The following is a 19112-nucleotide window of genomic DNA, read 5'->3' on the forward strand; positions in this document are numbered from 1 at the left end:
GGTCGCTGTATGCAGGACAGATGAGCACCGCAGCAAACGCCCAGGTGGAGCGCTGGCTCCGCTTCCGTAAAGGCCGCAACACAGCACTCGCAGCCGAACACGGCTGGCTCACACTCACGTCGTTCCAGTGGCTGGAAAGCCGGCCGGCCGCCGTCGACCTCGTCCCCGGGCTGTGGTCGGCGGACAGCACGACGGCGACGCTCACCGCCGCGGCGTCCGACGGGCTGACGTTCGTGGAGACCGGGGAGCCAGTGGACGGGACAGTCACGGCGCGGCTCGCCGACGAGGAGTCGCTCATGTGGGTGCAGTTCGGCGGCGCGGACGGCCGGCAGGTGGTGGTGGAGCTGGCGATGCGCGCGGACAGGTATGCGATCCGCACCCGGGATTCCCAGTCGCCGGTGTTCACCGATTTCGACGGCGTGCCCACCTTTGATTACCGGCCCGACCTTGCGGTCCAGGCCAGGTTCGAGGCCTACCCCGAGCCCGTTGATGTGCCCATTTCCACGGCCAACCCGCTGGTGGACGGGGTGCACCGCAGCGTGGGCGAGCTGGTGTTCAGGCTGCCCGGCAAGGACCACGAGTACCGGCTCCATGCCGAGGCGGAGAAGCTCGGCGCATTAACGGTCACGTTCCACGACGAGACGAACGGCGAAACGACCGACGAGTGGCGCAAGGTGTCCACCGCCCGCCCCCGGCCGGACGGCTCCGTGGTCCTGGACTTCAACCGCGCCATCAACTATCCCAGCGCTTTCACGCCCTACGGCACCTGCCCCATGCCGGTGAAAAACAACAGCCTCGACGCCCGGATCGAAGCCGGCGAGAAACAGCCCGCTTCCTGAGCCCGCCAAGCGCGAACTGGCAGGTAATACCCTCAAAAAGGAGATTTGCGGGCATTACCTGCCAGTTCGCGCTCCGCTCTTGGCTTGGGAGGAAGCTCAGGCGATTGCCGAGACGCCCGTGACTGCCCGCCCGACGATGAGCACGTTGACCTCGTACGAGCCCTCGTAGGTGTAGATGGCCTCGGCGTCGGCGAAAATCTTGGCCATCCGGTAGTCCGTCACGATGCCGTTGCCGCCCAGAATGGACCGGCCCATCGCCACGGTTTCGCGCATCCTCGCCGACGTGTAGGACTTGGCCAGCGCCACCTGCGCCATCCCGGCGCCGTGCTCCTGCAACTGCCGGTGCTCCTGCAGCTGCGCGATCCGGGCCATCATGCCCATGCTCGCCACGGCGTTGCCCAGCATGGACACCAGCTGCTGCTGGATGAGCTGGAACCGCGCCAGCGGACGGCCGAACTGCTGGCGTTCGACGGCGTACTGCCGGGTGACGTCGAACGCCGCCAGCTGCTGCCCCACCGCCTGCCAGGCAACCATGATGCGTGAACCGCGGAGCAGTTCGTTGGTGTCCTCGAAACTGCCGATGCCGGCAAAGCGGTCGGCCTCGGAAACGCGCACGTCCTCGAACACGATGTCAGCGTTCTGCACGGTGCGCAGGGCGATCTTGTTCTCGATCCGGCTCCGGCTCACCCCAGGCAGGCTCGCGTCCACGATGAAGCCGCGGACCGCGCCGCCGGCCTCGTCCCGCGCCCACACCAGCAGGTAGTCGCAGAACGTCCCGTTGCCGATCCACCGCTTGGCGCCGTTCAGCACCCAGCAGTCGCCGCCGTCGTCGGCTTCTCCGGTGATACTCGATATCCGGCGCGCCCGGGTCTCCATGCCGCCGGCCACGTCCGAGCCGTGATCCGGTTCGGTCAGGGCAAACGCCCCGGTGGTCCTGAGGTTGGAGGCGTCATCGAGGTACCGGCTCCGCTGGTCCTCGGACCCGAACCGGTAGAGCGACTCGACGAAGAGGTCGTGGTGGACCAGGAAAAATGTGGCGATGGAGGTGTCAACGCGCGTCATTTCCGCGATCACCAGCCCGGCGAAAAGGTGGCTGTAGCCGCGCTGTGCCGGCGTGCTGAGCTCCAAGGCGGCGAGCTTGGGGAGGATGTGCGCCGGGAATTCGGCCTTGTTCCACCAGTCCCCCGCATACGGCGCGATCTCCGCGGCCAGGAACTCCCGAAGCTCGCCCAGCTTCCGCTGCTCGGGGGCGCTGAGCAACGACTCGTAGCCGAAAAAGTCTGCGGTGGGCAGGGTGTCGACGGCGGGCATCGCCGGCGTTGTGCTGCCCAGTTGGGTGCCACGCACTTGGGTGCCGCTCACTTTGGGCCCATCCGGATGGCGCCGTCGAGGCGGATGGTTTCGCCGTTGAGCATGGCGTTCTCCACGATGTGCGCGGCGAGATTGGCGTACTCGGCGGGACGGCCCAAGCGGGACGGGTGCGGCACCTGCCGGCCCAGTGACTCCTGCGCCTCCTGCGGCAGGCCGGCCATCATCGGGGTCTCGAAAATGCCGGGCGCAATGGTCACCACACGGATCAGCGACCGCGCGAGTTCGCGGGCCAGCGGCAGGGTCATGGCGGCCACGCCGCCCTTCGATGCAGCGTAGGCAGGCTGGCCGATCTGCCCGTCAAACGCGGCCACCGAGGCGGTATTGATGATGACGCCGCGCTCCTCCCCGCCCAGCTCGGTGACAGCGGGCTCGGTGGCGGCCATCGCGGCGGCAGCCAGCCGGACCACGTTGAACGTCCCCACCAGGTTGACCTGGATGACGCGCTGGAAGGCCTCCAGCGGCAGCACGCCGTCGCGCCCCAGGACCTTGCCCGGTGTGGCGATGCCAGCACAGTTCACCACGATCCGCAATGGTCCCAGACCGACGGCGGCGTCGACGGCGGCCTGCACCTGCTCCTCGCTGGTCACGTCCGCGGGGACGAAAACCGCCTTGGGGACTGCCGTCGCGCGGCCTACACCATTCCTCGCACCACGCGCGTTCAGCTCGTCGGCGTAGGCGGCACCGGCCGAGGAGCCAAGGTCGGCGAGAACCACCGAAGCTCCCGCGTCGAACAGCCGCCGGGCCGTGGCCGCGCCCAGTCCTGATGCGCCGCCACTGATCAGCGCGACGGAACCTTCGATGTCCATACATCCTCCTTGATGCGGAACCGGTTGACGCGGGTCCGGATTCAGGCCGCGAACATTAGTTAGTGAATGTTAACTGAAATGGGCGGTGGATGCACCCTGCGCCGCAGCTTTCGTCAGGCTGCCGGTTCGCTAGGCTGGCCGCATGACCCAGCCAGATGCCGACGCCACACCGAACGCCCTCCCCGGCTCCGCAACGAACTGGGCAGAGCGGGCCGATGTGGCCGCAAGGTCGGTGACGCACCTGTTCGGCCAGCGGCTGTACTTCCTGCCCGGGACGCACATCGCAGCCACCGCCCGCCCCTCCGGCCGCATCGAGAATCTCCGCCGCCCGTGGCACTACTGGTGGCAGGCGCATTACCTCGACTGCCTGGTGGACGCGGGTTTGCGCGAACTGGGGAGGGCGGGCAGGCAGCCGGAAAAGTTCGACGGCGGCACCCGACCCAGCGCGGGCCAGCTCGCTTCGCGGCTGGTCACCGGCATCCGGCTGCGGAACTTCCTGACGTTCGTCAACCATTACTACGACGACATGGCCTGGCTGGCCCTGTCCACACTCCGGCTGGAACGGCTGGCCGAGGCGGGCCGCCGGCCCAGCCCCCGACGGCAGGAGAGGATCCGCAAGAGCCTGACGCTGCAGTTCGACACGGCATCCACTGAGGACCTGGGCGGCGGCACGTTCTGGAGCACCAAACGGGACTTCAAGAACACCGCGGCCACCGCCCCGGTGGCGCTCTACTATGCACGCACCGGCAATGCCGCCAAGGCGCAGGCCCTGCTCGACTGGCTGGATGCGCGGCTGTTCGATCCCGCCCGCGGGCTCTACCTGGACGGCATCCGGATCCGCAGCACGGGGGAGACCGTACTGGAGGACGCCATCTACAGCTACAACCAGGGCCCGGTCCTGGGCGCCCTGCTGGAGCTCGGCGGCACCGCCAACCTGGAACGCGCGGCCACCGTGGTGCGGGCAGTGGCGACGCACCTCACCCTGCCGGCCGCCGAAGGCAGCACGACGCCCGCCAACGAAACAGACCCCGGCAACACCCCCCGCCCTGCCGACAGCACGGTCCTCCGCTGCGAAGGAACCGGCGACGGTGGATTGTTCACCGGCATCCTCACCCGTTATCTCGCACTCGCCGCGACCGACCGGCGGCTGCCGCAGGACGTCCGGACCACTGCCGCCGGGCTGGTCACCGGAACCGCCGGGGCCCTGTGGTCCGGCCGGCGGCTGATTGCGGCCGGGGAACCGCTGGCCCGGCACGGCCGGGCCGGGGACCCGGTCTTCTCCTCCGAACCCCGGCGGCCGGCGGCCGAGACTTATCCGCCGGGCGCCGCCGTCGAACTTTCCACCCAGCTTCAGGCCTGGCTGGCACTCGAGGCCGCAGCGTCCGCTGCAGCGGGCACGGACGGATCCGGGAATTACGGCACGCAACAGTTGCGTAATTGATGTGATCCTCATCACTTAATGCCCTTGTCGCTTGGTGCTTAGGTTTGGCTAACCTACAGTTTTTCGAGTGAGCTTCCCCTAACTTCCCCGGCTCACGACGGGCCTGGCCCACCAGACTTTTGCAGAAAGAAGCACCCGATGAAGATCCGCACCAACGCGCTGGCCGGCATCGCGATCGCCGCCACCGCAGCCCTGGGCCTCTCCGCCTGCGGCTCCAGCACCACTCCGGCCGCCTCGTCCTCGGCCGGCGCCTCCAAGGGCGAGATCACGGTCTACAACGCCCAGCACGAAAGCCTCACCAAGGAATGGGTGGACGCGTTTACCGCTGAAACCGGCATCAAGGTGACGCTCCGCCAGGGTGACGACACCGAGATGTCCAACCAGATCGTCCAGGAAGGCGCGGCCTCACCGGCGGACGTCTTCCTCACCGAAAACTCCCCCGCAATGGCGCAGGTGGAGAACGCCGGCCTGTTCGCCGACGTCAACAAGGACACCGTCGCCCAGGTTCCGGCCGATTTCCGTCCCAGCACCAACAAGTGGACCGGCATTGCCGCCCGTTCCACCGTCCTGGTGTACGACAAGAACAAGATCTCCGAGGACAAGCTGCCGAAGTCCATGCTGGACCTGGCCAAGCCTGAGTGGAAGGGCAAGTGGGGCGCCTCCCCCACCGGCGCCGACTTCCAGGCCATCGTCTCCGCCCTCGTAGAGCTCAAGGGCGAGGCCGCTGCCGAGGATTGGCTGAAGGGCATGAAGGAAAATTCCACCGCCTACAAGGGCAACAGCACGGCCATGAAGGCAGTGAACGCCGGCGAAATCGACGCCGCGCTGATCTACCACTACTACTACTACGGCGACCAGGCGAAGACGGGCGAGAACTCCAAGAACGTCACGCCGTACTACTTCAAGAACCAGGACCCGGGCGCGTTCCTGTCCGTCTCCGGCGGCGGCGTGCTGAAGTCCTCGAAGAACGCTGACAACGCCCAGGCCTTCCTGAAGTTCATCACCGGCAAGAAGGGCCAGGAAATCCTCCAGAAGGGCACCTCCTTCGAATACGCCATCGCGTCCGGCGTCCCCGCCAACGAAAAGCTGGTTCCCATCAAGGATCTCGAGGCCCCCACCGTGGACCCCGCCAAGCTGAACTCCGCGAAGGTCACCGAGCTCATGACCAAGGCAGGACTGCTGTAATTCTGTGACCACGCAAGTATCGGCGCCGGAGACATCCGGAAGCACGACGACGGCGGGCCGGGGCAAGCGCCCCCGCCCGCCTTTCGGCGTTTCCGCGGTGGCCCTCATGGCGGTGCTCATCGCCCTGTTCTCCCTCGTCCCCCTCGGCTACGTCGCGGTCATGACCGCGGCCACGGGCTGGGACACTGCCTTCGAACTGATCGTCCGCCCGCGCGTCGGCGAGCTGCTGCTCAACACGGTGCTCCTGATCCTGTTCACCGTGCCGCTGTGCCTCATCCTGGGGGTGGGCGGCGCGTGGCTCGTGGAACGGACCACGCTGCGCGGGAAGAAGGTGTGGGCCGTGCTGCTTGCGGCCCCGCTGGCCATCCCGGCGTTCGTCAACAGCTATGCGTGGGTTTCCGCGGTGCCGTCCCTGCACGGCCTGTTCTCGGGCGTGCTCATTGCCACGCTCTCATACTTCCCCCTGGTCTACATTCCGGCCGCCGCGACGCTGAGCCGGCTGGATCCAGCCGTGGAGCAGTCGGCGGCGTCCCTGGGCCTGGGCGCCTGGCGGGCGTTTTTCCGGGTGGTCCTGCCCCAGCTCCGGATCGCCATGACGGGCGGCGCGCTGCTGGTGGCTCTGCACCTGTTGGCCGAGTACGGCGCCTTCGCGATGATACGGTTCGACACGTTCACCACCGCCATCATGGTGCAGTACCAGTCCACCTTCAACGGCACCGCAGGCACCATGCTGGCCAGCGTGCTGGTGTTCTTCTGCCTGATCCTGCTCCTGGTCGAGGTGCGCAGCCGCGGCACCGCCCGGTACGCCCGCGTAGGCTCCGGTGTCCAGGCCAGGGCACTGCGCCTGCCCCTTCACGTCTACCAACTGCCCGCCCAGCTGGCACTGCTCGCGCTGACCCTGCTGGCCTTCGGGCTGCCGCTGCTGTTTGTGCTCCGCTGGATCTTTGCCGGCGGCGCGGACATCTGGGCGGCCGACGAATTCGTTCCGGCGTTGTGGCAAACCCTGCTGTACGGGCTGGCGGGCGCCGCGGCCACCACCATCGTCGCCTTCCCCATGGCGTACCTCGCCGTTCGGCATGCCGGCTGGTTCAGCAAGGCGCTGGAACTCTCCAACTACGTCACCAGCTCCATGCCGGGCATCGTGGTTGCCCTGGCCTTCGTCACGGTCAGCATCCGGCTGCTCCCGAACGTCTACCAGACGGCGGGCGTCCTGGTGGCGGCCTACATCCTCCTCTTCCTGCCGCGCGCGCTGGTGAACATCCGTGCCGGCCTGGCCCAGGCGCCCAAGGAACTGGATGAGGCGGCCCAGGCCCTGGGCACGCCTCCGCTGCTGTCCTTCATCCGCGTGACGCTCCGGCTCACCGCCCCGGCTGCGGCCGGCGGGGCGGCACTGGTCTTCCTCGGCATCGCGAACGAGCTGACCGCCACGCTGCTGCTCTCCCCCAACGGGACCCGGACCCTGGCCACCGAGTTCTGGAGCAAGAGCAGCGAAATCGACTACGCCGGCGCGGCGCCGTACGCCCTGCTCATGATCGTGATCTCGGCGCCCATGACCTATTTGCTCTTCCAGCAGTCCAAGAAAGTAGCGGGACAGTGACCGAACAATCCCCGTCCAGGCTCCCGGAACCGCGGATCTCACCGTCCGTGGCGCCGAGCACCAACAGCCATCTGCAGATCGACGCCGTCACCAAGAACTTCGGCTCGCAGGCCGTCCTCAAGGGCGTGAACCTGTCCGTGGCCAAGGGCGGCACCACCGCGATCGTGGGCCCCTCAGGTTCGGGCAAGACCACCCTGCTCCGGCTCATCGCCGGCTTCGAACACCCCGGCACCGGCAGCATCTCGCTGAACGGGTCCCCGGTGGCGGGCGACGGCGTGTGGATGCCGGCCCACAAGCGCCACGTCGGCTATGTGGCCCAGGACGGCGCCCTGTTCCCGCACCTCACCGTGGGGCAGAACATCGCCTTCGGCCTCAGTGCCTCAAAGCTCGACGGCGGGCGGCGCGCGGTTAACGCCCGGGTCAACGAACTACTCGAGATGGTGTCCCTGGACACGGCCATGGCCAAGCGCCGGCCGCACCAGCTCTCCGGCGGGCAGCAGCAGCGTGTCGCCCTGGCCCGGGCGCTGGCCCGCGAACCCGAACTCATGCTGCTGGACGAGCCGTTCTCCGCCCTGGACGCCGGGCTCCGGGTAGCCACCCGGCGGGCCGTGGCCAAGGTACTCAACGAGGCCGGAGTGACCACCATCCTGGTCACCCACGACCAGGCCGAGGCACTGTCCTTTGCGGATCAGGTGGCCGTCATGCGGGGCGGCAAGCTGGCACAGATCGGCAACCCGTTCGTGGTCTACACCCGGCCCGCTGACCGCGCCACGGCCGAATTCCTGGGCGACGCCGTGATCCTCGACGCGTGGATGGAGGGCTCGTTGGCCACCTGCTCGCTGGGCGGGATCCCCGTCCGGCGGCCGCCGGCGCAGGGCCGGGTCCAGCTCATGCTGCGTCCGGAGCAGATCCGGATTGCCGAGGACGGGCCCATCCGCGGCGTGGTGGTGGACACCGACTACTTCGGCCCCGAGACCACCGTGCGGCTCAAGCTCGCCGTGCCGCCCAAGCTGGCCGGCGCCATGCCCGACCACCGCTACCCGGGCGGCGGCGAAGTCATCACCATCCGGCACTGGAACGCGTCCATCGCCCAGCCCGGCACGGAGCTCTGCCTGCGCGTGGTGGGGGAAGCCGTGGCGTTCGCGATCGAGACCACCTGAGGTTCTGCGGGGTGCCAGCCGGCATGCCGCTGGATGCAGCGCCGCGGCGGCACGGCGCGTTTAGCGCGCCGCTCCGACTGGCGTGGCGTTGGGTCTACATATCAGCGTTCCGTCAGCACGGTGGCCAGCGGGGTGTACTTGAACGACTTCAGGGTCAGGTTTCCGCCGGCGGTCGCGGCGCTGAGCGCCGGCTGCCCCGACCGCGGCAGGACCACGGACGTCAGGGTCTGCTCCCCGCCGTTCACGAAGACCTCCACGGACGAATAATCCACGAAGATGGTCAGTTGCACGCTTCCCCGGTCTTGTGAGTTGCCCCGGCCAGCTGAGTTGCCCTGGTCCGGTGAGTTTCCCGTGGCGCTCCCGCCGCGGGGCGGACTCTGCACGCTCCTCCGGTCCGTGAACACGGGCCCCAGGGCTTCCGCGCCGGGTACCACCGCAGCCCGGCTCACCCAGGCCGTGCCCGCCTCGAAGTTGTAGCCAACGGTGGCGTAGTCCGCCCCGCCGCTGCCGAGTTTCAGCAGCGCTTCCGTGCCGTCGTCGCCCGCTGCACGTTCCAGGGTCACGTCCAGCCGGTAGGCACCGCCCGTGGGCGCCGGGAGCGCGCCGGTGCCCTCCCGGGTGAGCGCCCTGCTGCCGATCGTCTTTGCATCGCCCTCCAGCGCAGACAGGGCCGCTGTAGGGGCAGAGACGAGCGTGGGCCGGCCCTGCACGGTCTTCAGCCGGATGTCCCGGACGATGGAGTCTGCACCGCCCTGCCAGTCGGTGGTGGGCAGCTGCCGGGCATACGTCCAGTTGTTCATCCAGCCGATGGCGTGGCGGGACGCCATCCGTTCGTTTTCCGGGAGCCGGGGATCGTCCCAGGTGACGGCCGCATAGAAGTCGGCGCCGGCGTCGAGCCACTGGTGTTTGTCGTCCGCCGGGGTGAACGTGGTGCCGTCAAAGGTTCCGGTCCAATAGGCCACCCCGGTGGTCCGTCCTTCCGCGGTGCCGTTCGCGCTGGCGGCCAGGACCCAGGTGCGCTTAGCGGGGTCGCCGTCGAGGTCCAACTGGAAGAGGTCGGGGCATTCGAGGATCCCCAGGCCCTTCCGTTCGACCCCGGACACATAGCGCCAGTCCTTGAGGTTCTTCGAGGTGTACAGGCCGATTTTCTCACCCTCGGACAAGGCCAGGACCCATTGCCCGCGGGCCTCGTCGCGGATGATTTTGGGATCACGCCAGTTCTGCGCGCCGGGGTTCTCCATGACCGGATTCCCGTCGGCGGCTTTGAACGTGTAGCCGTTGTCAGTGGAGTAGAACAGGGACTGCCGCTGCACGCCCTTGTCTTGCTGGGTCATGATGGCCACCACCGAGCCTTTGCCGAAGCCGGCGGTGTTGTCCTGGTCCACCACGGCGCTGCCCGTCTCAATGTCCCCGAGTCCGTTCTTGAACTTCGCGATGGCAACGCCTTCGTCCTTCCAGTGCACCAGGTCGGTGCTGGTGACGTGGAACCATTCCGTGCCGTTCCCCTCGGGATGGTCCGCGTTGTAGAGGTAGTAGTAGTGCCACACCCCGTCCAGCAGGAAAGGCCGTTGCGGATCGTTCATCCACTCCTTCGCGGGAGTGAGGTGATAGGAGGGCCGGAACTGCGAGGCGCCCTCCGGCCGGCTGAACGACTTCGCGGGTGCGCTCTGGGTGCCGCCGGTTTCGGGTCCGGAACCGCCCTGCGTCCCGCCGTCCCCCGAACGCCCGGCCAAGCCGATAACCGCAGCCGCGGCCAGCACCAGAGCCAGTGCCACGGCCACCGCAATCCAGCGCCCGCGGTGGCCCAGCGTGCGTAGGGAATACCGCTGCATGTCCGCCGTTCGTGTTGGGAGTTGGCACCAATTTTAGCGCGGGCGCCCTTTCCTGACCGGGCGCCCGGATACTGGGGGCCACGCACACGTGGTTCGACAGGCTCAACCCAGCGGAATTGTGCGGGACTCAACCTGCGGGATTCTGCACCGGCCGCTTCTTCTGCGGATACGGCGTCTCGCCGCGCGCCAGCATCTCAACGAAGCCGGCGATCTTGCGCTCCCTTGTGGAGGCCTGCCTGACCGAGTTGGTGCGGTAGATCAGCGCAAAGCGGTTTACGGACGTGAGCACATCGAACATGGCCTGCGCCTCCGGCACGGCGGCGATGGCTGCGGCCATGTCCGCCGGGACCTCCGCCGCCGCCTGTCCCGAATAGGCGGCCTCCCAGCGGCCGTCCGCCTTGGCGGCGTCGACGGCGGCGCGGCCCGAGGCAGTCATCTTCCCTGCCTCCTCTAGGCGGGCCACGTGGCCGACGTTCCGTTCCGACCAGGGGCTTTTGGCACCCCGGCGGGTCATGCGCTGGAGGTAACTGCCGTCGTCGCGCTTCTTGACCTGGCCGTCAATCCAGCCGTAGCAAAGCGCCTCGTCCAGGGCGGCGTCGTAATCGAGTCCGGTGACGTTGCCGCCCTTCTTGTGCAGGACCAGCCAGACGCCGGGGCTGTCGTGGTGGTGGGACTCCAGCCACGTGCGCCACGCGGCGGCATCAGGCACCAGCAGTTCCTCGAGTTCAACGGCCATGCGCCTATTCTGCCTGCAGAGCTGCGTGATTCACCCCGTGTTTCGTGATTCAAGACGTGGCATCATGGCCATATCGGCGCCGTTTTCGGGAACCAGGTGTTTCGAGTTCGAGGAGAGAGCATGCTTCGTGTCCGTCCCATCCACTTCACGTCCCGGATTGAACCCTGGGAACGGCTCCTCACCGATCTGGGGATGATCAAGTCCACCGATCAGGGCTCCTGGCGGGAGTACGACGCCGGCGCGGGCCGGCTGGCGCTGCACCAGGCCGAAGCCGGCGCACTGGAGGACGGCGTCACGCACTTTGGCGTGGAGGTCGGGGACCTCGGGGAATTTGCCCGGCGCACCAACCAGTCGGGCGCGGAATCGGACACCTCCTCCGCCGAACTCGTCCAGGCGGCCCACGGCGACTCCTGCCGGATCACTGGCGCGGACGGCTTCAGCTTCTTCGCCGACAAAGCCGCCCACGGGGCTAACTGTGCGGATGCGGATCCTGCCCTGGCCGTCGTGGAAGTCTGGTTCAGCGAGGATGTGACGGCGGCGGCCCAGGCACTGCGGGACATCGGCGCACGGTTCCGGCCGGTCCCGGACGACGACGAAACCGCCGATTTCACGGCCAAGAACGGCGGTGTGCTGATGGCGCGCCCCGGCACGGGCCCGGCGCACGCAGGGCTCGGGTTCGAGTACGGCGGGGACCTTGGCGCCCTGCGCGACCGCCTCAGCGTGGCGGGACACGACGTGTCGCTCACCGAGGAGGCCTTCGGACGCACCCTGCACGTGGCCCACCCGGACAACGGCGGCGCGGCGGCAGGGCGGGCACCCATCTGGATCTCGGCCCGGCGCCCGTCATAGCGTACGGCCCGGCGCCCGTCGTAGCGGACGGGCGAGGGCAGCGCCAAATCGAGTGGTGGGATCTCGTCGCTTTGGCCGCCGCTAAGTGTCGGTATCTCACGCCTCGGCGGCCGGACCTGTGGCGATGGGGTAAAAATGACTCATGAACGTGCGCACCCCTGACCCCAACCCCGGCTGGCTCTCGGACGAAGATCTCTTCGAAGCCCGAGGCAGGCTTCCGATGGTCTATGTGGAGGCGGTGCCGGTCCGGCTGGATCCGCTCGGCTTCGTCAATGAGGTGGGCACGCTCCTGCAGGCGGACGAGGACGGCACCATGGTCCGCTCCTTCGTCTCCGGCCGGGTGCTTTACCGCGAGACCATCCGCGCTGCCCTGCTCCGGCACATGGAAAAGGACCTCGGCCCGTTGGCCTTCCCCCAGCTCCCCATCAGCCCCGTGCCGTTCACCGTGGCCGAATACTTCCCCGCGCCCTCGCACACGGGCTTCACCGACGACCGCCAGCACGCCGTGTCGCTGGCCTACATCATTCCCGTGACGGGTGAATGCGACCCCCGCCAGGACGCCCTGGAGCTGACCTGGATGACGCCGCAGGAAGTGCTCAGCGACGGCGTTCAGCTCGAGTTCAGCGGCGGCCGCGGCGCGCTGGTGCGCCAGGCCCTGGCCTACGCCGGCGTCGGCGGGTGACGCCCGGGCGCCCGCGCCTCCCCGACTTCGCACCCTCTCCTTTGTAGACTGTTGGGCGGACCGCAAGAGAACTTAAGGACTCCCGATGAACCACCCTGCAGCTGCCAAGACCTACCGTGAACAGCAGGCGGGCTCTCTGCGGGCGGGCGACCACCTTCTCCTGCCGGACGGAGAGAGGTCCGCGGAAATCCACTCCGTGGAAGTCGAAAACGATGATTTCGGCAGCCCGGCCATCATCCTTGCGACCCTCACCGGCGGCGGAACACTGCGCATCGCTGCACTCTCGTCCGTGCGGATCCCGGTGCCGCCGGTTCGTGAGTCCGGTTCATCGGAAGATGCCGTCAACGACGCAGTCACCAGCCCTGCTGTCAGCGCCAGCGTCGACGGCGCCGTGGACGGCACTGCCCAACCGTCGGACGCCCAGGCGTCCGACGCCGGCGCTCCCCTTTCCGTTGTGGCGAACTCCGCAGTGGGGAACTCCCCAGTGGGGAACTCCGCAGTGGGGAACTCCGCAGTGGGGAACGGGGCCGCCGTGCCGCCCGCGCGGACGCGGCCTCCCGCCGTCGTCGTACCTCCGCTGCCGGCCACCACCCCGGTGGTGATTGGCCCCAGCGCCGAAGACCTGGCCCTGATTCCGGAGCCTTCCGGAACCCCCGAGTCCGTGGTGGAGGCCGTGGCCGAGGCGCATCCGGACTCGGTGGGCGTCCAGCTGCTGGCGGACAAGCTGGTCAAGGGCATCAACACCAAATCCGGCAGCTGCCTGAAGGACCTGAGCGACCTCGCGCATGAGCTGTTCATCATGCTCAAGGACGCCGAGGCTGCCCTGACGGTGGCCGACCTGCTGAACGTGCTGCCCTTCGACGGCAACCCGGGCCGCTGGGCTTCGGTGGAGGCGTCGCTCGCGCTGTCCAGCTACGTGTGCCGCCAGACGGGGCACAAGGACCGGGCCGCCGTGTACGAAAAGCTGCTCCGGGCGCCGGACAACCAGGAGACGGATCCGTTCAAGGCGCGGATGCAGGCCCGGGTGCGGCAGCGCTTGCTGAACGAGCCGAACCTGTACGACAAAGAGATTTTCCGGTCGATCGACAACTCCAACCACGAGGCTGAGCGCGAATGGCGCCTGCTGCGCCTCGAATCGCTGCTGTTCCTGCGCGCCCACGGCGGGTCGCAGACCATCAGCGGGTCGGAGCTGGAACGGCGGATTGCCAACGAACTGGAGTCCGTGCGGGGCTAAGCGGCTTGGCGGTACGTCCGTCCCGTTTCCCGCCGGAAATTCCTCTAGCCCCTGCTGCGCCCCTAGTTGTAGATTCAGGCCATGACGAACAATCTCAGCGTTGTGATCAATTCGGACGCGCCACAGGTTTGGACCATGCTGCGCGAACCGTCGAAAGTCGCGCAGTGGCATGGCTGGGAAGCCGACGATTTGGCGGCAGAAATCAATGAGATCTACTTCAGCAGCAACGTTGTTGAAGGGCCGGACCACACCACGTTGACGGTCAACGGCGGCGACGTCTTCACTCTGAAGGCGGTGCCCACTGGTACAGAGGTCAGCGTGACCCGCGCCGGAGTGGACCACAACTCGGAATGGGCCGCATGGGACGAGGACATCACGCAGGGGTGGCTGATCTTCCTGCAGCAGCTGCGGTTCGCACTGGAGCGCCATCCCCACGGCCAACGCCGCACCTGCTTCTTCTCCGTCCCGGGCTCAGGCGGCTCCGCCATCGAGAAACTCGGGCTGAAGGATATCCCCGCCGCCGGCGAAGAGTATTCGCTCACCCTCGGCACCGGCGAGGAGGTCTCTGGCAGGGTCTGGCACAAGACCAACCACCAGGTGGGACTCACGGTGCACAGCTACGCGGAGCACGGTGAGGGCCTGCTGATCGTGGCTGACCAGCCTGTGATCCCCGAGAAAAGGCCCGACGGCGGCTCCATGGTGATCCTCTCGCTGTACGATCTCGGCGCGCACAGCATGGAAACGATCCGCTCGCTGTGGGACGACTGGCGCTCTGAGAACTACCCCACATCAGAACCCATCCAGTGAGGGTTCCCCGCTGTTAGCTGGCACACTTGAACCGTGCCAGCCAATCCTGAACCGTCTTCCCCTCCTGCACCGGCGCCTGAACAGGTGCGCGAACCGGAGCCGGCCGGCCGCCAGTCCGAGTTTTCCTTCCGCGTGGGCAAGCGTCTCACCGAAACATGCCGCCCCGGTCCCGGGCAGGAGGCCGCCAACGGAGGCGGGTTCCTGGGCCGGACCGGCACCATCACCACACCGCACGGCGAGATCCAGACGCCGGCCTTCATCGCCGTCGGAACAAAGGCCACCGTGAAGTCGGTGCTGCCCGAATCCATGGCCGACCTCGGCGCCCAGGCACTGCTGGCCAACGCCTACCACCTGTACCTGCAGCCCGGTCCGGAGATCCTCGACGAGGCCGGCGGCCTGGGCGCGTTCATGAACTGGCCCGGCCCCACCTTCACGGATTCCGGCGGCTTCCAGGTGATGAGCCTCGGGTCGGGGTTCAAGAAGGTCATCGACATGAAGTCCGTTGACCAATCGGGGCCTGATGACGCGGTGGCTGCTGGCAAGGAACGCCTGGCCCACGTGGACGAAGACGGAGTGTGGTTCAAGAGCCACCTCAACGGGGACCGCCACCGCTTCTCACCCGAGATCTCCATGCAGGTCCAGCACCAGATCGGCGCGGACATCATGTTCGCCTTCGATGAGCTGACCACGCTGCAGAACTCGCGGGGATACCAGGAGGAGTCGCTGGAGCGAACGCGGCTGTGGGCGGTCCGCTGCCTCGAGGAACACTTCCGGCTGACAGCTGAGCGGGTGGGCAAGCCGTACCAGGCGCTGTTTGGCGTGATCCAAGGCGCCCAGTACGAGGATCTACGCCGCAAGGCGTGCCGGGACCTCGGCGCCATGGCGTTCGACGGCTACGGCATCGGCGGTGCCCTCGAGAAGGAGAACCTGGGCACCATCGTGCGCTGGTGCAACGAGGAACTGCCCGAGAACAAGCCGCGGCACCTGCTGGGCATCTCCGAGCCGGACGACATCTTCACGGCCATCGAGAACGGCGCCGACACCTTCGACTGCGTCTCCCCCACCCGCGTGGCCCGGAACTCGGCATTCTATACGCCCGACGGCCGCTTCAACCTCTCCGGCGCCAAGTACAAGCGCGACTTCGGACCGCTGCAGGACGGCTGTGACTGCTACGCGTGCCTGAACTACTCGCGCGCATACATCCACCACCTGTTCAAGGCCAAGGAGATGCTCTCCGCCACGCTCATCTCCATCCACAACGAGCGCTTCGTGGTGAAGATGGTGGACGACGCCCGGTTGGCCATCGAGTCCGGCAACTTCTTTGAGTTCAAGGCTGAAACCCTGGGGCGCTACTACTCCTAGGGGGCTCCCGGCGCGCCGCTTCGACGGTTCCCTGCGCACTAGACGTCGCGGAACGTGGAACGGGCAGGGAACCGTCGAAGCGGCGTTCTCCACATAGGAGCGGGAGTCTCTGTGCCTCCGTCACTGCCGTGGCCATGGTGGAGAGATGAACTTACGTGTCCCTGCATTGCCCGTGAAGGAGAACCTCTGGCGCACAGACCAGCTCCTGCAGTACGGCCAGAATTCGCGGGCAATCGCCCAACTGGTTCGCGAAGGCAGCCTCATCCGAGTGCGCCGCGGCTGCTATGCGCGAGGTAGCTGGTGGACGGGCCTGAACGCCGCAGGCCGCCGTCGCCAGCTGATTTTCGCCCATGCGCATGGTACACGGACGACGTCGGCCGGCGGCTTCGTTTACAGCCACACCTCTGGCGCCAGCCTGCAGAGGCTCCATCTGTGGGGCGTCGATGATATGGTCCATCTGACCCAGGCGGGATGCCCGTCCGTTGTCTCCCACGGGCGCGGCGTGGTGGCTCACACCAGGCAACTGGGCAGCCGGGAATTGACTTTCGTGGACGGTCTGCCGTGCACCTCGCTGGAGCGGACCGTGGTGGATTGTTGCCTGCTGTTCAACGTTCGGCAAGCGCTGATCTTGGTGGACCACGCCGCCCGTCTGGGGGCTGACCTGCACCTGCTGGGCGACTACTGCACCGCGTTGGCGGGCCGTAACGGGGTTGTAGCATTGCGCCGGGCACTGGAGTTGGTGGATGCCCGCTCCGAATCTGCCGGTGAGAGCTTGACCCGGGAACTCATCCACAGGCTCAGGATTCCGCCGCCCGAGCTCCAATACGTGGTGCGGACATCCTTGGGCGAGCACCGTCTGGACTTTGCATGGCCCAGGCGAAAGGTTGCTCTGGAGTTCGATGGCAAGACAAAGTACTTCGATTACCGGCCCACGAGCGAGGTCGTATTCGAGGAGCGCCGACGAGAAAAGGCGCTCATGGAGCAGGGGTGGATTTTCGTCCGGGTCGAGTGGAAGGACCTGTTTCGGGAACAGGAGTTCAAGTACCGGCTGCTTCGGGCGCTGGAGGCGGGATCGGATGGTACACGGCCCACACCGTTTCGACGGTCCCCTGCCCGTTAGACGTTGCGGAACGTCGAACGGGCAGGGAACCGTCGAAGCGGCCCAGAGCCGGACTAGGCGTAGCTTGGTTCGCGCTTCTTGATCCAGCCGATGGCCAGGGTCGTCACGGGAAGATGGCGCCTTCGAGGCGGCCTGCTTGGCGGTGCCGAAGTCGTCGTCGAAACCGGGAAGCGCGATGATCACCCAGTAGCAAAGCGACGCGAAGACGGACAGGGCAAACGTGGTGACGATGTCCTTCCGGGCCACCTTGAAGCCGTAGACCTCGCTGATGACGTCGCCCAGGATGTACGCCAGCGGGAACAGGAAAAAGCCGCCGTCCATGATGATTGGACCGAATGCCACGCCCTTGGAGGCACCGATGTTGGACAGGATCAGCACCACAGCCGTGACCGCGAGCATGATGCCCAAGTAGGGGGAACCCACCGAGGCGAATTTTGGCGCCGCTTTCTATTGTCCCGCTTTTGCCGGCACCGGGAGTGCGGCACCCGGCTTGCCGCATTCCCGAGAACGACGACGGCGGGCTGCCGGCCCCGGAGACCCAAAGGTCACCGCGATGCCGCCACCCGCGTCGTGCGTTGCGTGGTTGTCCGTTACTGGAGGTCAGGCGTTGACGAAGTCGTCGTCGTCATCCTTGCGGACGGCGCCCGCCGGGGCGCTGGACGCAGCCGTGCCGGACCAGGCGTGGCCCTGCTCGCGGTCCAGGTGCGTGGGCTTCTTATTCTTCAGCGCGAAGATGTACACCAGCAGCGAGATGCCAATGGCCACGGTGACGTAAGTGAAAAGGACTTCCACTTGACCGGACTTCTGCAATGCGGCGCCGATCAATGGGACGGTGCCGCCGAACATCGAGTTGGCCAGCGCGTAGCCGAGGCCGACCCCAAGCGCACGGATGGATGCCGGGAACAGCTCGGCCTTCACCAGGGCGTTGATCGAGGTGTAGCCGCCCACGATCAGGAGTCCGCCCATCATCAGCAGGAACGCGATCATGGGATCCTTGGTGCCGGCCAGCGTGGACATCAGCGGCCAGGTGAACAGCACGCCCGCGATGCCGAACCACAGCAGCAGCGGCTTGCGGCCGATCTTGTCCGAAATGATGCCATAGACCGGCTGCAGGAGCATGAAGATGAACAGCGCCCAGAAGTTGATCACCGAGGTGGTTTCCTTGGGGATGCCGCTGGTGTTGTTCATGAAGTTCAGGATGAAGTTGGTGTACGTGTAGAACGCCACCGTGCCGCCCAGGGTCACGCCGATGCAGATCAGCAGGGCTTTCCAGTGCTTGGTCAGCAGCAGCTTCATGGTTCCCGGCTGGGCCTCGCCTGCAACGGGCGCAGTGGCCGCTTCAGCCTGGCTCGTGGACAGCGTTTCCTCCATTGAGCGGCGGAGCCAGAAGACCACCAGGGCGGCCACGCCGCCGACGGCGAACGGAACGCGCCAGCCCCATTCGGACAGCGCTTCCTTGCCCAGTGTGTTCTGCAGGACCACGAGGACCAGCAGTGCCAGCATCTGGCCGCCAACCAGGGTGACGTACTGGAAACTGGAGAAGAATCCGCGGCGCTTCGCCGTCGCCGCCTCGGACATATAGGTAGCACTGGTGCCGTATTCGCCGCCCACGGAGAAGCCCTGGACGAGGCGGGCGAAGACCAGCAGAACCAGCGCCCACACGCCGATCACGTCCTTGGTGGGCAGGATGGCAATGAAGAACGATCCCGCCGACATCATGGTCACGCTGAGCGTCAGGGCTGCTTTCCTGCCCTTGCGGTCGGCATAGCGGCCGAAGAACCAGCTGCCGATGGGGCGCATCAGGAACGTGACGGCGAAGACCGCCATGCCTTCCAGCGCGCCCTGCAGCGGGTCTTTGGAGTTGAAGAAGTGGGGCTGGAAGTAGGCCAAAAACGCCGTGTAGATGTAGACGTCGTACCACTCCACGAGGTTGCCGGCGGAGCCTTTGAGGATGTTGCCTACGGCCTTCCTCGTCTGGGCCGACTCGGTCAGTTGGGTGCTCATCAATGAACCTTCCTGGATCCGGCGCCGCCGTCGGCAACCGATGGGTTTTTGCTTGATGTCCGTGCCGTCTGAACCGCGGTTCCCCGT

The 19112-nt window shown here is 67.0% G+C and carries 16 protein-coding genes and 1 pseudogene; 11 read left to right on the plus strand and 6 right to left on the minus strand.

Translation table 11 applies throughout. The annotated features are described in order from the left end of the window. Positions 1–20 precede the first annotated feature (20 nt). Positions 21–839 (plus strand): DUF1684 domain-containing protein, encoded by an 819-nt coding sequence (locus AC1DFE_RS04105; protein ID WP_476904637.1) that lies wholly within the window; start codon positions 21–23, stop codon positions 837–839. Positions 840–935: 96 nt separating this feature from the next. On the opposite strand, the gene AC1DFE_RS04110 is transcribed toward AC1DFE_RS04105, so the two are convergent. Next, positions 936–2150: an acyl-CoA dehydrogenase family protein gene (locus AC1DFE_RS04110; protein ID WP_476904765.1), complete on the minus strand. Its 1215-nt coding sequence runs from the start codon at positions 2148–2150 to the stop codon at positions 936–938. Positions 2151–2197: 47 nt separating this feature from the next. Beyond that, a complete protein-coding gene (locus AC1DFE_RS04115; protein WP_476904638.1) occupies positions 2198–3016 on the minus strand; it encodes an SDR family NAD(P)-dependent oxidoreductase in 819 nt (272 codons plus the stop codon). Between the two features lie 142 nt (positions 3017–3158). Here AC1DFE_RS04115 and AC1DFE_RS04120 point away from each other — a divergent pair, with 142 nt between their 5' ends. The 4 genes from AC1DFE_RS04120 (at position 3159) to AC1DFE_RS04135 (ending at position 8399) form a co-directional block, all read left to right on the plus strand. Continuing rightward, a complete protein-coding gene (locus tag AC1DFE_RS04120; protein WP_476904639.1) occupies positions 3159–4457 on the plus strand; it encodes a glycoside hydrolase family 76 protein in 1299 nt (432 codons plus the stop codon). 138 nt (positions 4458–4595) lie between these two features. Beyond that, a complete protein-coding gene (locus AC1DFE_RS04125; RefSeq protein ID WP_476904640.1) occupies positions 4596–5642 on the plus strand; it encodes an iron ABC transporter substrate-binding protein in 1047 nt (348 codons plus the stop codon). A 4-nt stretch (positions 5643–5646) separates the two neighbouring features. Beyond that, a complete protein-coding gene (locus AC1DFE_RS04130; RefSeq protein ID WP_476904641.1) occupies positions 5647–7239 on the plus strand; it encodes an ABC transporter permease in 1593 nt (530 codons plus the stop codon). Further along, positions 7236–8399 carry an ABC transporter ATP-binding protein gene (locus AC1DFE_RS04135; RefSeq protein ID WP_476904642.1) on the plus strand — a complete coding sequence of 388 codons (1164 nt, stop codon included), beginning with the start codon at positions 7236–7238 and terminating at the stop codon, positions 8397–8399. The genes AC1DFE_RS04130 and AC1DFE_RS04135 overlap by 4 nt, the downstream gene beginning before the upstream one ends. A gap of 101 nt (positions 8400–8500) precedes the next feature. On the opposite strand, the gene AC1DFE_RS04140 is transcribed toward AC1DFE_RS04135, so the two are convergent. Together AC1DFE_RS04140 and AC1DFE_RS04145 are read right to left on the minus strand one after the other, a co-directional pair. Continuing rightward, positions 8501–10231, minus strand: a complete 1731-nt coding sequence (locus AC1DFE_RS04140; protein ID WP_476904643.1) for a glycoside hydrolase family 32 protein — start codon at positions 10229–10231, stop codon at positions 8501–8503. 127 nt (positions 10232–10358) lie between these two features. Then, positions 10359–10967 carry a YdeI/OmpD-associated family protein gene (locus tag AC1DFE_RS04145; protein ID WP_476904644.1) on the minus strand — a complete coding sequence of 203 codons (609 nt, stop codon included), beginning with the start codon at positions 10965–10967 and terminating at the stop codon, positions 10359–10361. Positions 10968–11087: 120 nt separating this feature from the next. On the opposite strand from AC1DFE_RS04145, the gene AC1DFE_RS04150 reads away from it, so the two are divergent. The 6 genes from AC1DFE_RS04150 (at position 11088) to AC1DFE_RS04175 (ending at position 17021) form a co-directional block, all read left to right on the plus strand. Further along, entirely contained in the window at positions 11088–11816 is a 729-nt protein-coding gene (locus AC1DFE_RS04150) for a VOC family protein (protein WP_476904645.1), read from the plus strand. A gap of 142 nt (positions 11817–11958) precedes the next feature. Further along, positions 11959–12498, plus strand: coding sequence for an NUDIX hydrolase family protein (locus AC1DFE_RS04155; protein WP_476904646.1), 540 nt, complete (start codon positions 11959–11961; stop codon positions 12496–12498). An 85-nt stretch (positions 12499–12583) separates the two neighbouring features. Then, positions 12584–13732: a DUF6707 family protein gene (locus AC1DFE_RS04160; RefSeq protein ID WP_476904647.1), complete on the plus strand. Its 1149-nt coding sequence runs from the start codon at positions 12584–12586 to the stop codon at positions 13730–13732. An 81-nt stretch (positions 13733–13813) separates the two neighbouring features. Continuing rightward, complete coding sequence (locus AC1DFE_RS04165) at positions 13814–14539, plus strand: SRPBCC family protein (RefSeq protein WP_476904648.1); 726 nt, start codon at positions 13814–13816, stop codon at positions 14537–14539. Positions 14540–14572: 33 nt separating this feature from the next. Continuing rightward, complete coding sequence (tgt, locus tag AC1DFE_RS04170; protein WP_476904649.1) at positions 14573–15901, plus strand: tRNA guanosine(34) transglycosylase Tgt; 1329 nt, start codon at positions 14573–14575, stop codon at positions 15899–15901. Between the two features lie 145 nt (positions 15902–16046). Beyond that, complete coding sequence (locus tag AC1DFE_RS04175; protein ID WP_476904766.1) at positions 16047–17021, plus strand: type IV toxin-antitoxin system AbiEi family antitoxin domain-containing protein; 975 nt, start codon at positions 16047–16049, stop codon at positions 17019–17021. 126 nt (positions 17022–17147) lie between these two features. Here AC1DFE_RS04175 and AC1DFE_RS04180 read toward each other — a convergent pair. Together AC1DFE_RS04180 and AC1DFE_RS04185 are read right to left on the minus strand one after the other, a co-directional pair. Further along, positions 17148–17444, minus strand: a pseudogene (locus AC1DFE_RS04180) (VUT family protein); the annotation flags it as partial. 177 nt (positions 17445–17621) lie between these two features. Then, the gene (locus AC1DFE_RS04185; protein ID WP_476904650.1) at positions 17622–19025 is read right to left on the minus strand and encodes an MFS transporter; all 1404 of its coding nucleotides are present in this window, start codon (positions 19023–19025) and stop codon (positions 17622–17624) included. Positions 19026–19112 lie beyond the last annotated feature (87 nt).

This window comes from Arthrobacter sp. 05T423 (genome assembly GCF_056396245.1).